At 59.0% G+C, this 12,048-nt stretch carries 9 protein-coding genes; 8 read left to right on the forward strand and 1 reads right to left on the reverse strand.

Going from position 1 to position 12,048, the window contains the following annotated elements; translation table 11 throughout:
* The first annotated feature begins 11 nt into the window (after window positions 1-11).
* From MHI24_RS29285 to MHI24_RS29310, 6 genes are all read left to right on the forward strand, one after another.
* Window positions 12-1,364 (forward strand): MFS transporter, encoded by a 1,353-nt coding sequence (locus MHI24_RS29285; protein ID WP_340023073.1) that lies wholly within the window; start codon window positions 12-14, stop codon window positions 1,362-1,364.
* Window positions 1,365-1,490: 126 nt separating this feature from the next.
* Window positions 1,491-2,399: an EAL domain-containing protein gene (locus MHI24_RS29290; protein WP_340023074.1), complete on the forward strand. Its 909-nt coding sequence runs from the start codon at window positions 1,491-1,493 to the stop codon at window positions 2,397-2,399.
* Window positions 2,380-3,348, forward strand: a complete 969-nt coding sequence (locus tag MHI24_RS29295; protein ID WP_340023075.1) for a GGDEF domain-containing protein — start codon at window positions 2,380-2,382, stop codon at window positions 3,346-3,348. The genes MHI24_RS29290 and MHI24_RS29295 overlap by 20 nt, the downstream gene beginning before the upstream one ends.
* 108 nt (window positions 3,349-3,456) lie before the next feature.
* On the forward strand, window positions 3,457-3,903 hold the full coding sequence (locus MHI24_RS29300; RefSeq protein WP_340023076.1) for a hypothetical protein: 447 nt from the start codon (window positions 3,457-3,459) through the stop codon (window positions 3,901-3,903).
* 78 nt (window positions 3,904-3,981) lie between these two features.
* On the forward strand, window positions 3,982-4,884 hold the full coding sequence (locus tag MHI24_RS29305; RefSeq protein WP_340023077.1) for a LysR family transcriptional regulator: 903 nt from the start codon (window positions 3,982-3,984) through the stop codon (window positions 4,882-4,884).
* A 64-nt stretch (window positions 4,885-4,948) separates the two neighbouring features.
* Window positions 4,949-5,854: a PHP domain-containing protein gene (locus MHI24_RS29310; RefSeq protein ID WP_340026833.1), complete on the forward strand. Its 906-nt coding sequence runs from the start codon at window positions 4,949-4,951 to the stop codon at window positions 5,852-5,854.
* Between the two features lie 204 nt (window positions 5,855-6,058).
* Here the strand turns inward: MHI24_RS29310 and MHI24_RS29315 are convergent, their stop codons facing one another.
* Window positions 6,059-7,945 (reverse strand): NFACT RNA binding domain-containing protein, encoded by a 1,887-nt coding sequence (locus MHI24_RS29315; protein ID WP_340023078.1) that lies wholly within the window; start codon window positions 7,943-7,945, stop codon window positions 6,059-6,061.
* A gap of 193 nt (window positions 7,946-8,138) precedes the next feature.
* On the opposite strand from MHI24_RS29315, the gene MHI24_RS29320 reads away from it, so the two are divergent.
* Both MHI24_RS29320 and dapF read left to right on the forward strand, forming a co-directional pair.
* Window positions 8,139-10,949 (forward strand): calcium-translocating P-type ATPase, SERCA-type, encoded by a 2,811-nt coding sequence (locus tag MHI24_RS29320; RefSeq protein ID WP_340023079.1) that lies wholly within the window; start codon window positions 8,139-8,141, stop codon window positions 10,947-10,949.
* Window positions 10,950-11,060: 111 nt separating this feature from the next.
* Window positions 11,061-11,897, forward strand: coding sequence for a diaminopimelate epimerase (gene dapF, locus MHI24_RS29325; RefSeq protein WP_340023080.1), 837 nt, complete (start codon window positions 11,061-11,063; stop codon window positions 11,895-11,897).
* Window positions 11,898-12,048: the final 151 nt, after the last annotated feature.

The following is a 12,048-nucleotide window of genomic DNA, read 5'->3' on the forward strand; positions in this document are numbered from 1 at the left end:
AGAGTAGCACAATGCCCATATTTACATTCAAAAAGTCACAGCAGCGTAACCAAGCATCACCACCCGATCAATTCCATCCCCCCAACCGGCCGTATCCACCCAATGACAACCAGCCGTCAAAACCAGCCTCACACCAACCGCATCAGTCCGCAGCTGATCCGCCCAAGCACGCCCTAATCTTCGGCCTCATCGCTGTCTTTCTCTGCGGGCTTGGCTTTAGTATTATCGCACCTGTGGTTCCGTTCCTGGTGCGGCCATATGTCAGCGGCCCGGGACAACAGGCTGTCATGGTTACGCTGCTGACTTCGGTATATGCGGCCTGCGTTTTTGTGGCGGCTCCTGTGCTGGGGGCGCTGAGCGATAAGTATGGCCGCCGCCCTCTGCTCTTGCTGTGCCTTCTGGGTTCGGCCCTCGGGTACTTTATCTTCGGGCTCGGCGGAGCGCTGTGGATGCTGTTTGCCGGACGGATTATCGAAGGGATTACCGGCGGGAGCATCAGTACGATTTTTGCTTATTTTGCCGATATCCTTCCGCCGGAGCAGCGGACCAAGTACTTTGGCTGGATGAGTGCGGTGGTGGGGGCGGGCACGATCATTGGCCCGGCGGCGGGCGGATTGCTGGCGAAGTACGGTTATTCCGTCCCGATATATGCGGCTGCCCTCGTCACATTGGTGAATGCGGTGTATGGATTTCTGTTCATGCCCGAGAGCCTGGAAAAGCACAAGCGGCGGCAAGATGTCGCCTGGCTGAAGCTGAATCCATTCTCGCAGCTTGCCGGCCTGCTGTCGGTGAAGAGCCTGAACCGGCTGCTGGTCTCAGCGTTCCTGCTGTGGATACCGGGCGGTGCGCTGCAGGGGATTTTGTCCCAGTTCACGCTGGATCTGTTCAGCTGGAAGCCCGCAGTGACCGGGCTGATGTTCTCGATCATGGGCCTGCAGGACATCCTCTCGCAAGCCTTGATTATGCCGGGGCTGTTAAAGAGATACAGCGACAGGCAGATCGCCGCACTGGGCATATCTACGGAGATGGCGGGTTACACTCTGTTTGCGCTGTCGGCAGGGTGGTCTTCCTCTCTGCTTTTTATCTCGGGCATGTTCGTCTTCGGCTTCGGGGATGCGATCTTCGGCCCGTCCTTTAACGGAATGCTATCGAAGGCGGCTGCTGACGGTGAGCAGGGCAGGGTCCAAGGCGGCAGCCAGTCGGTCCAGGCGCTCGCCCGTATGGCCGGTCCGCTGATTGGAGGACAGCTCTATGTGTTACTTGGCCCTGCCGCACCTGCCGGGATGGGAATTATACTGGTAGCCGCAGCCCTTGCTGTACTGTACCGGATGAACCTGGCCGCTGGCCGGAGCTTGTCGAAATAAGTCGTTTGTGTGAAAAAGCACCCAACATACCCGGGGCTGGCCCACAGTTTATACCTGCTTAATACTTCCAATCTATGCTAAAGCGGGAAGCTTAACATTCTTAATGACAGGTATACGGGTGATGAAATGAACAAAACAGGGACCCTGTCCCGGAGAATCGCGGCCCTGCCGCAATATATCAGGCATATGAGCGGGAGAGTCAGGGATGAAGTGCAGGAGCTGGGCAGGTTGTCTATGCTGCTGAATATAATGAATAACGGGCTGCTCGATACGTACTTTCAGCCGATTCTGGAGCTGCATAGCGGGAGGACCGTTGGCCATGAGGTACTGAACCGCCCTCCGCACTCGCCGCAGTTTCCGACTACGGAGCATTTTTATGATTTTGCCGGACGGACGGCCCAGATGGTCAGATTCGAGCAGTACTGCCGGAGAGTGTCTTTATCCCGGTACGTGGAGCGGGCAGCGGAGGCAAAGGGGGGCAGCGCCAGCCTGGTGTTCGTCAATGTGCATCCAGGTGTGCTGAATGATCCGCGCCACAGAAGCGGGGAATCGCTGGCGCTGCTGAAGGAGCTGGGACTGGCCCCGGAGCGGATCGTCTTTGAGCTGACTGAACGCCAGGCGGTGCAGGATTATGTTCAATTCGAGAAGGTGCTGTCCCATTACCGTGAGCAGGGCTTCCGGATTGCCGTAGATGATGCAGGCTCCGGATACAACAGCCTGAAGACGCTGGTCTACCTGAAGCCGGAATTCATCAAGCTGGACAAGTCGCTCATCCGGGGCATTCATCACTGCCGGGAGCAGCAGGAGCTGCTGGAGCTGATCCGGGAATACGCGGAGCGTTCCTCTACGCGGGTGATTGCCGAAGGGATTGAGACCGCGGCGGAGCTGCATTTTTTACAGTCGGCGGGTGTGGAATGGGGTCAGGGCTATGCGCTGGGGCGGCCGACTGGCCGGCCGTTAGAGGGGGAGTTTCCGGCTTGGGCGCGGCAGGTTGCAATCAGGGGAGGGTATAGGGATGTTTCTTCAGATCGGTGAAATTGCCGGAGCAATTCCGGAGATTTCGGTACATCACAAGTGCGGGATTGTGGACCAGATTTTCAAAAGCAATCCCAAGCTTCAAGGCGTGGCCGTAACGGAGAACGGGCGGCCGGTAGCACTGATTATGCGAATCCGCTTTTACCAGCAGATCGGGACCTTATACGGGTATACGCTCTATATGGGCAGGTCCGTTGAGCTGGTGATGGACCGGGACCCGCTGATTGTCGATTATGCCGCACCTATCATTGATGTCAGCAGGCTGGCGATGGCCAGGCAGGATGAGAACCTGTACGATTACGTGATTGTTACGCATGGAAAATCATTGTTCGGCGCGGTCAGCGTGCGGGATCTGCTGCTTAATTTTGCCGAAATACAGGCCATGGCGGCCAGCTTCCTGAACCCGCTGACAGGGCTGCCGGGAAATATCAGCATCACCGAGTGGATGGTGAAGACGCTGCTGCAGGAGCAGTTCAGTGTGCTCTACATCGACCTTGACCATTTCAAGGCGTATAACGATACCTACGGCTTCAAGGAAGGCGACCGGATGCTCCAGGCCACGGCAGAGATTCTGAAGCAGGAGGCGGTACGGCTGGGCGGGCAGCTGGGGCATATCGGCGGCGATGACTTCATTCTGTTTATCAGTGATTATAATTACGAGGAAGGGTGCAGGAGAATCATCTCGGCCTTCGATGCAACGGTCAAAGCGTTCTATCATACCGCACATCAGGCCCAGAGGTACGTGCTGGCCGAGAGCCGCTCGGGTGTGCTGGAGGAGATTCCGCTGGTCTCGATCTCCATCGCCGTGGTGACGAACCGCAGCCGCCGCTTCGCGTCCGCTGAAGATCTGTCAGCCGAGGCCGCCCGCTTCAAAAAAAGCTGCAAAATGATCCGCGGCAGCACCTACATAGATGATTGTGATCTCCATATGCGCCGTGCAGGCGGCTAGACTCCCTATAGGCTTCAGTTGCGGCCGGAATGCTTGAAAGGCAGGCGTCAATGCGGTAAGATTGACAACAATAAGAGCATAGGCCAAGACCCTTATACGTGGAGTGTGATGACAATGCATGGCAAGGGGATGGAGTCGTGGGGGGTGTACGAGCCCTTTCACATCGTGCTGAATAACTACGGAATTGCCGACATTGTCCTTACCAGTCATGCGAAGAGCCGTTACGCGGACCGGATCGCCCAGGCGGACAGCGGGAACGGTGAAGTAACCGCATGGCTGTGGCAGGCCTTGAAGCAGAACCGGGTGAGGCCTTACTCCAGCAGCGAATACAATGCCTATTTGGTGGATGACGATACGGTGATCGTAGCCGATTTCGCACCGGTAGAGGGGATATCCTCGTTCTCCGGGGAGCCGCTGTATGTGATGGTGATTGTATCTTTTCTCGGCAAAATCTCGGTAACCCCCCAGCTGCGGGATCTCAAAAAGTACTATTCCTGGCTGCAGCATTCCCGCCGGATCAAGCTGTCGAAGAAGCGCCGCCGCAGGCGCAGGTAGGGGACCGGGGAACAAGGAGGGCATGTGGCTGAGCGCTGCGTGCCCTTTGTCAGATTCATACAAAGGAGCAAGCAAGGCATGAATTTTCATCAGCTTCACATTTTCTATACAGTCTCCGAGCGGGGCAGCTTCTCGGCGGCGGCACAGACGCTGCATATGACCCAGCCGGCGGTGACGATGCAGGTTCAGGCGCTGGAGGATTATTTCGGCACCAAGCTGTTCGACCGTTCCGGCAAAAAAATAATGCTCTCCGAAGCCGGGCTCGCACTGATGCCGTTCGCACTGCGCAGCATGCAGCTGGTCCGCGAGACGGATCAGGCGATGTCCGCCTTCACCCATATGCTGGAGGGCCGCCTGCAGCTCGGGGCCAGCCTGACGATCGGGGAATATGTGCTTCCCCGCCTGCTGGGTCCCTTCGGCAAGGAGTATCCGAACATCTCGATCATGATGAAGGTGATGAATACCTCGCAGATCATTGACGAGATCAACCGGCACCAGCTGAATTTCGGGCTGATTGAGGCGCCGGTGTCCCACCCGGATATGGTTGTGGAGCCGGTGCTGGGCGATGAGCTGAAGCTGATCGTTCCGGCGGGACATCCGCTGGCGGATCAAGCGGAGGTGACGCTGGAAGCGGCGATGGACTACCCGTTTGTCCTGCGTGAGCGGGGCTCGGGCACGCGGCGGGTGATGGAGGAGCAGCTTGAAGAGAGAGGGCTTGATCCTGCCGCGATGCGGATTGTGATGGAGCTGGGCAGCACCGGAGCGGTGAAATCTGCCGTCGAGGCCGGGCTCGGCATCACGATTATCTCCACCTCCTCGGTCAAGCATGAGGCGGCGCTGGGGCTTCTGAAGATTGTCGATCTGGCGGATGCTTCCTTCAAGCGGCAGTTCTACGCGATTCATCTGAAATCAACGCTGCTGCCGATCTCGGCGGTAACCTTCCTGGGCTTCCTGCGCAGCCATGCCGGGGGACAGGGATAGACAAGCATTCAAATACGGATATGCATCTGAAGAATGGAGGGATGGCTTGAACGAGTTGGACGATATGAAGCGCAGCAGACCCTTACAGACTGCAGCCGATCCGGCTGATCAGGCTGGGAAGTGTGATCTGCACACGCATACACAGGCCTCTGACGGGATGCTGCCGCCGTCCGCCAATGTGCGGCTCGCTTCAGGGAAGGGGCTGGCTGCGGTAGCGATTACCGACCATGATACGGTCAGCGGGATTGCCGAAGCGCAGGCAGCAGGCCGGGAGTATGGTATTACAGTTGTTCCCGGGGTGGAGATCAGCACACGCGCGGACGGCAAGGAGATTCATATTCTCGGCTACTACATCGACACGGAGCAGGAGCTGCTGCTGTCCCGTCTGGAGCAGCAGCGGGATACCCGGCTGGCGCGCAATGAAGCAATCCTGGAGAAGCTGCGGAGCCTTGGCATCGGGATTACCCTGGAGCAGGTCCAGGCAGGTCTGGGGCGGGAGCTGAAGCCGGATGAGAGCATCGGCCGCCCGCATATCGCTGATGAGCTGGTCCGGCTGGGCGCGGCGTCCGATATGCGCGATGCGTTCGACCGGTATCTGGCGGAAGGTGCAGCGGCTTATGTGTCGCCTCCGCGCATCGCCCCGGACGAGGCCTGCCGCTGGATTCATGAAGCGGGCGGGGCGGCGGTCATGGCCCATCCGGGCATTTACGGCGATGACGCGCTGGTACGCAGCATCCTGGAGCAGGGCGGCCTCGACGGCATCGAGGTCTATCATTCCGACCATGGCCCGGAGGAGCATCAGCGTTACCTGGCCCTGGCTGCGGAATTCGGGCTGGTGGTTACCGGCGGCTCCGACTTCCACGGGGAGCGGCAGGGCGTTGTCTTCCATGGGGACCTGGGCAGCGTGAATGTGCCTGCCGGGGTGCTGGAGCAGCTCCAGGCAGCCCGGGGCAAATACCGGAAGCTGTAAATTGAAAACTCCGTACCCTCGGCGCAGTCGCCACGGGTACGGAGTTTATTTGTTGTTGAGGAAAAGGTATGCGGAAAACCGAACACAATTGGCTAGTGTGACAGATACGGGCGAATTGTATGCGAAAAACCGAATACATTAGGCTCGCGCCAGAGCTCACGGGCCGGATGTATCCCGCCCAGAGAGCGGGGGATAAAGTATAGCTTAGCTCCGCAGCACGTTCGGCAGCTGCCTGATCCGCTCTTCATCCGGAGTGACGTACAGCGTGCGCTGGTGGTCATAGATGACGAAGCCCGGCTTCGCCCCGCTGGGCTTGCGGACGTAACGGATCAGGGTGCAGTCCACCGGCACGCTGCTGGACTGCTTGGCCTGGCTGTAATAAGCGGCAAGCTGGGCCGCTTCCTCCAGGGTGGCGTCGCCGAATTCTTCGCTGCGGATGACCACATGTGATCCCGGAATGTCCTTGGTATGCAGCCAGGTATCATTCGGGGAGGCCAGCCGGTTGGTGACATACTCATTTTGCAGATTATTTTTGCCGACATAGATGTCCACGCCTTCCGAGGAGGTGAACACCTGGAGGGTGGGACGGGCGGCTTTCTTTTTCTTCTTGTTCTTCTTGCTGCGGTCGCGTAAGTAACCCTGGCTGACCAGCTCCTCGCGGATCTCCTCAATGTCATTGAGCGAGGCATGGGCGAGCTGCTGAAGCAGCGTCTCCATGTACGCAATCTCCTCATGGGTCTTCTGCAGCTGCTCACTGATGACCTTCAGGCTGTTCTTGTATTTGTTGTAGCGCTTGAAGTACCGCTGCGCGTTGTCGGTCGGGCTTAACAGCGGATCAAGCGGAATGGTAATCTCCGCCTGGTCCTCATCATAGTAGTTCACTAAGCGGGCTTCCTTGTCGCCCTTGTTCAGGGTGTGCAGGGAGGCGAACAGCAGCTCTCCCCAAATGCGGAACTGGTCGGCATCGCCTGCCTCCGCCAGATCCCGCTCCAGATTGGCCAGCTTCTTGATATTCTTGCTGCGCTCGTTGCCGAGAAAGCGGATGAGGTCGCTGACCCGCTGCTTGACGGTATCCTTCTCCGCCTTGTCCCCGTAGTAATCCTCCAGACACTCGCTGATCGTGCCGTAATGCTTCACTTTCCCGCCCATACTACTAAGCGGAACCGCCGAGAAGATGGGCTTGCTCTTGGCATTCAGGCCGGACACCGGGGTGAAGATCTGCTTCCTGACAGGTTCCATCACCGAATCGAAGGCCTGCCATAGCTGCTCCGGCTTGCCGGTCACATCGCTGAATACCTCTGCCGCTCCTGTCAGCTCTTTGTACCGGTGGATGACTTCACCGGCGATCAGCGGACTCAGGCCGCTGAAGGCATGGACCATCCATCCGGCCGGGTTGGCGGATGGGGCGGGGCCGCCGGAGCCGTCCGGCTTGGCCGGTTCCAGCGAGGCGAGCAGCGACGCGATCTCGCCCTCAATCATATCCTCCTCCGGCTCCTCCGGATGCTCGGCGGCCCGGCGGGCCGCCTCTTCCGCTGAAGCCATCAGAGCCAGGAAATCGGGCTCACTGATCTCCAGCGGATTCAGCTTATGCTGCTGCGGCGGCTCGGTATAGACCGCGCCGGGCATGACCACCCGGTAGCTGCTGATGGACGGGGTGACATGATGAATACCGTCGATAATGCTACCTGTGGCCAGCTCGGTCAGAATGATGTTGCTGTGGCGTCCCATAAGCTCGATGATGATTTTTTTGGCCGAGACATCCCCCAGCTCATCCCGGGTTCTGACCGTGATATGGATAATCCGCTCCAGTCCGACCTGGGTAATGCTCTCGATGGTGCCGCCCTCGCAATGCTTGCGCAGCAGCATACAGAACATCGGTGCTTCCGCAGGGTTGATGCTGCTCCGCTCCGTCAGATGAAGCCGGGGATAAGTCGGATTTGCCGACAGCAGCAGCTTGCCGCCGCCGCCCGCACCGCGCAGGGTGAAGATGAGATCATGTGTGTCGGGTTGATATATTTTGCTGATGCGTGCACCGATGAAGGATTGCAGCTCATGCACGATCGCCCGGGTAACGATGCCGTCTAATGCCATAATTACGTTCTCCTGTCGCCTGAATAATTAAGATACTTCCTCTATGATGCCACACTTTCCCCGGTTCGCGCAAAAGGAGAAGCCCGGATTCGGTGATAATTTGGGACGGCCCTGAATACACTTGGACATGAACAGGTGGAAAAGCTGTGCGCCGCCGGAAGTCAAGAAACGACCGGGAGGGGAAAGATGAATCATGGAACAAAAAAGCTGGCACCGGCTCGGTGCTGAGGAGCTGCAGGAGATGTTCGGCGTCCAGCCGGCTGTGGGGCTGAGCGCCGAGGACGCCGCCGCAAGACGCAAAGAGAGCGGGTACAATGAGCTGTCTGAGGGCAAAAGGGTATCCCCCTTTACACTGCTCCTCAACCAGTTCAAGGATTTCATGGTGCTGGTGCTGATGGGAGCGACCCTGGTATCCGGCCTGCTCGGCGAATATCTGGACGCCATCACGATTATTGCAATTATTCTGCTCAACGGGGTGCTCGGCTTCGTGCAGGAATTCCGTGCCGAGCGCTCGCTGCGGGCGCTGAAGCAGCTCTCTGCCCCGACGGCCAAGGTGCTGCGCGGCGGGAAGCAGGAGGTGCTGCCGGCCAGGATGCTGGTTCCCGGAGACATCGTGCTGCTGGAGAGCGGAGACCGGATTCCGGCGGATGTCCGCTGGCTGCAGTGCAGCGCTCTCTATGCTGAAGAGTCGGCGCTGACCGGGGAATCGCTGCCGGTCTCCAAGCACGCCCAGGCCATCTATGCCGAGGAGATTCCGCTGGGCGACCAGAAGAATATCGGCTTCATGGGCACGATGGTGACACGGGGCACCGGCCGGGCCGTGGTCATCCGCACCGGAATGGATACCGAGATGGGCAAGATTGCTGATCTGATCCAGAATACGGAGTCCCAGGAGACTCCGCTGCAGCACCGCCTGGAGCAGCTCGGCAAGATTCTGATCTACGTCTCGCTGGGACTGACTATTGTTGTGGTCCTGGCCGGAATTCTGCATGGCCAGCCGGCAACGGCAATGTTCCTGGCAGGGGTGAGTCTGGCGGTGGCCGCTATTCCCGAGGGCCTTCCGGCGATTGTAACAATCGCCCTGGCGCTGGGCGTGCAGCGGATGATCAAGCGTAAGGCGATTGTCCGCAAGCTGCCTTCGGTGGAGACGCTGGGCTGCGCTTCGGTCATCTGCTCGGATAAGACCGGAACGCTCACACAGAACAAAATGACAGTTACCCGGCTGTGGAATGCCGGCCGGACGCTTGAGGTGACAGGGGAAGGCTATGCCCCGGTGGGTCAGGTAATGCAGAAGGGCAGACCGGTCGATCTCAAGAACGACCAGAGCCTGCGGCGGATGCTTCAGGTGGGGGCACTGTGCAGCAATGCCGAGATTTATGAGAGCATCACAGATACGCGCGCCAAGAAGAAGGGCAAGGGGGCAGAGGCAGACAAGGCGGCTAATCCCCAATCCGTCTGGGAGCTGAAGGGCGATCCGACCGAGGGGGCGCTGGTGGCCTTATCCGCCAAAATGGGCCTGACCGCCCAAACGCTCGCCGTCACGTATACCCGGGAGACCGAGTTCCCCTTCGACTCCGAGCGCAAGCTGATGTCTGTCATCGTGAGCCATCCCGGCGGGCGGATGATCTGCACCAAAGGCGCGCCGGATGTGCTGCTGAATAACTGCACCTATATGCTGTGGGAGGGCGCTGTAGTGCCGTGCACGCCGACCCTGCGCCAGAAGGTGCTGGAGGCCAATGAAGAGATGGCCTCGGGTGCGCTGCGCGTGCTCGGCATGGCCTACCGCGATCTGCGCAGCGGCGAGAGTGCGGCCAGCGAGAAGGAGGCGGAGAGCCAACTGGTGTTCATAGGGCTGGCCGGGATGATTGACCCGCCGCGCAAGGAGGTGCGCGATGCGATCAGCGTCACCCGCCGCGCCGGCATCAAGACGGTGATGATTACCGGCGACCACGGGACAACCGCCGAGGCGATTGCCCATCAGCTCGGCATTCTGCCGCGAGGCGGCACGGTCCTTACCGGCAGCCAGCTTACCCGGATGGACGATGATGCGCTCGACAAGGTATCGGACAATGTCTTCGTCTATGCCCGGGTATCGCCCGAGCATAAGCTGCGGATTGTGAAGTCGCTGCAGCGTCACGGTCATGTCGTAGCGATGACCGGCGATGGCGTGAACGATGCGCCGGCGATCAAGGCAGCCGACATCGGGATCTCGATGGGCATCACCGGAACGGATGTCACGAAGGAAGCATCGGCTCTGGTTCTCGGAGACGACAACTTCTCGACGATTGTGGCGGCTATAGAAGAGGGCCGGAATATCTATGAGAACATCCGCAAGTTCATCCGCTACCTGCTGGCCTCGAATGTCGGGGAGATTCTGACCATGTTCTTTGCGATGATGCTGGGCCTGCCGCTGCCGCTGGTGCCTATCCAGATTCTCTGGGTCAATCTGGTCACTGACGGCCTGCCTGCCATGGCGCTGGGGGTGGACCAGCCGGAGAAGGACCTGATGGAGCACAAGCCGCGCGGGGCGAAGGAGAATATCTTTGCCCGGCGTCTGGGCTGGAAGATTATCAGCCGCGGGCTGCTGATCGGCATCTGCACGCTGGCCGCCTTCTGGATCACGCTGCGGATCGCTCCGGGAAGCGCCGGGCAGCTGGTCCGGGCGCAGTCAGTCGCTTTTGCCACACTGGTTATGGCCCAGCTCATTCATGTCTTCGACTGCCGCAGCTCCCGGTCCGTCTTCTACCGGAATCCGTTCCAGAACAAATATCTGGTGCTGGCCGTGCTGTCCTCCGTCCTGCTGATGCTGGCGGTTATGTATGTGCCTGCGCTGCAGCCGGTGTTCAAGACCGTTCCGCTCACCTTCCGCGAATGGTGTCTGGTGCTGGTGATGGCCGGCATCCCGACCTTCCTGATGGGGGCAGGCAGCGTCTGGGGCGGCAAGAAGAACCGCAGCCGCAGCGGCGGCCGCCAGATGATAAAAAGTACAAAGTTTTCAGCATAAAATCAATAGCGTCACGCCCTCCTATAAGGTATGCTGGTGTCACTGAGAAGCTTGGTTTATGATAGATCAGGCATGCGATGAAGCAGATTACTTATAGGAGTGGACTTAACCATGGAATTTACCAAAATGCACGGGCTGGGCAATGACTTCATTATCGTATTCGGCGAGCAGGAGCTGCCGGCAAATGCCGCAGAGCTGGCCGTCAAGCTGTGCAACCGGTTCTTCGGCATCGGCGCGGACGGACTGGTATACATTCTCCCTTCAGAGCGCGGCGATTATATGATGCGCATTATGAATTCCGACGGCTCGGAAGCGGAGCAGTGCGGCAATGCAATCCGCTGTGTTTCCAAATATGTATATGAACACGGGCTGGTGGAATCGGAGCAAATTGTCATTGAGACGATTGGTGCCGGAGAACAAAAGGTATCCCTGAAGGTGCGGGACGGAGTAGTTGAGAGTGTGACGGTGGATATGGGCGAGCCGGTTCTGTCGGGACCGCAGATTCCGGTAGCGGTCGATGCGGAGCCGGTCCTGGACCAGCCGGTTGAAGTAGACGGAACCGCATTCCGCTTCACGGCGGTGTCCATGGGCAATCCCCATGCTGTAATCTATGTAGACGATGCGGTCTCCTTCGACCTCACCACTTGGGGGCCGAAGCTTGAGGTACATCCGCTCTTCCCGCGCAAAGTGAACGTAGAGTTCGCCACTGTGAAGGACCGCGGCCACGTGGATATGCGCGTCTGGGAACGCGGCGCCGGGCCAACTCTGGCCTGCGGTACCGGAGCCTGTGCCACGCTCGTCTCCTCTGTGCTGAACGGGGTAACCGACCGTTCGGCAGTCATCAGCCTGAAGGGCGGCGACCTGTTCATCGAATGGAGCGAGACAGACAATCATGTCTACATGACGGGTCCTGCCCAGGTAGTATATACCGGCTCGGTGGATATCTGAGCCTGGAAGCCGTACCGGCAATAGCATACAGCTTATGCGATCCCCTGCAAGCAACTTGCAGGGGATTTGTTGTGTCCGGACGGGAGAGGACATGTGGAAGGCCAGCCGAATAATGGCAGGGATATCCGCGAATAATAGAACCTTGGATGAA

It is taken from the genome of Paenibacillus sp. FSL K6-1096 (assembly GCF_037977055.1).
Taxonomy (GTDB): domain Bacteria; phylum Bacillota; class Bacilli; order Paenibacillales; family Paenibacillaceae; genus Paenibacillus_AQ.